2 protein-coding genes are annotated in these 1,641 nt (G+C 68.3%); one reads left to right on the top strand and one right to left on the bottom strand.

The features are described from left to right. The coding region (locus ACOJSN_RS11135; protein WP_420112568.1) for an AraC family ligand binding domain-containing protein at window positions 1-743 on the bottom strand (743 nt) is incomplete at its 3' end. A gap of 55 nt (window positions 744-798) precedes the next feature. Here ACOJSN_RS11135 and ACOJSN_RS11140 point away from each other — a divergent pair. After that, window positions 799-1,611 (top strand): phytanoyl-CoA dioxygenase family protein, encoded by an 813-nt coding sequence (locus ACOJSN_RS11140; protein WP_420112569.1) that lies wholly within the window; start codon window positions 799-801, stop codon window positions 1,609-1,611. Window positions 1,612-1,641 lie beyond the last annotated feature (30 nt).

The raw sequence follows: 1,641 nt of genomic DNA on the forward strand, positions 1-1,641 counted from the left end.
CCCACGCTGCCGGCGATGTCGGCCACCGATCGTCTGGTGAGGTCGAGGAGCTGCTTGGCCATCGCCATGCGCTGCTGCTCCACGTACGCCGACGGTGACGACCCGAGCTGCTCGGTGAACAGGTGCGCGAACCGGGAGACCGACAGCCGCGCCACCCCAGCGAGCTGCCTGACCGTGAGCGGTTCGGACAGGTGGGCGTCCACGTGCTCGAGGGTCCGCATGATCCGCTCGTCCAGCTGCCGGGCGGAGGGGTTGGCCGTGTCGCACCACAACAGCACCGCCTCGAGCGCGTTCATCGCGAACGCCGCGGCACGCGGTTGCCCCGAGCGGGAGTAATAGCCGGCATCCAGCAATGAGTCCCGCGCCCGGGCACGCACCGCACCCGTGAGATGGACGCGGCCGATCCCCGGCACGGCTTGCGGCCAGGTGAGCAGCGGTGCCCACTCCGGGCGGGGGTGCACGTGCGCGAAGGCGATGCGCCAGTGGCCGCGCTCCGCGGTCACGCCGTAGTCGTGCGGCACCCCGGGGGGAAGGAGGACCACGTCGCCTGCTGAGGCGATGACGTCGTCGTGGCCGACCATCCCGAATCTCCCCTCGCCGTCGAGGGTCGCGATCAACAGGTAGTCGCCGGTTCCGACCGGCCGCAGCACGCGGTAGCCCTCATGCTCGGTGAGCTGCCCCGCGGAGATCCGATCGACGTCCGGAATGAGCGTGAGCGGCGCTCGAGTAGCAGAATCTTCCATGAACTGCGCCTCCTGTCCCATGTACTGCGGCGATCGACGCGCCAATGATGAGCGTATGACCGATATCCTCGTTCACCCCAGCACAGCCAAGCAACGCTACGACGCCGATGGCGTGGTCCAGGTCAAGGGCCTGCTCTCACCCGACGAGGTGGCGCACATCCGCGACGTGTTCACCGCCAAGGTCGAGTCCGATGTCGCCTTCGGGTGGGACGACAACCTTCCCGAGGACGACATCCTCGCCCGCTACCCGCGCTTCGTGCACCCGCACCGTCACCCCGACGTGGAGGCGGGCAGACTCGCGCAGCAGTACATGTTCGACCCGCGCATCTTCACCGTTGTGGAGGACCTGATCGGCCCTGCATGGGGCGCGCAGTCGATGTTCTACTTCAAGCCTCCGACCGCGCGCGGACAGGCGCTGCACCAGGACAATGCGTTCCTGCGCGCCGACCCTGAGACGTGCCTGGCCGCATGGATCGCGATCGACGACTGCGACGGTGAGAACGGCGGCCTCATGGTCGTGCCCGGATCGCACCGCGTGCAGATCCTGTGCCTCGAGCCTGCCGACCAGGACGAGTCCTTCTCCACGGCGCAGGTTCCCGTACCCGAGGGAGTCGAGATCCACCAGACCGAGATGAAGGCTGGCGACGTGCTCTTCTTCCACGGCAGCATGGTTCACGGGTCGAAGGCGAACACCAGCACCGACCGCTTCCGCCGGTCGCTGATCTTCCACTATGTGCCGCAGGCGTCGGAGGAGATCGCGCTGTTCTACGACCCGCTGATCGCCCCGAACGGCGACGAGGTGCACATCAAGGACTCCGGCGACGGCGGTCCGTGCGGCGAGGGCTGGGGTCCCGCCGGCCCGCACTGATCGGGTCGCGGCGCAGCGGTTCTCAACGCT

The organism is Pseudactinotalea sp., from assembly GCF_048594945.1.
Taxonomy (GTDB): Bacteria; Actinomycetota; Actinomycetes; order Actinomycetales; family Beutenbergiaceae; genus Pseudactinotalea.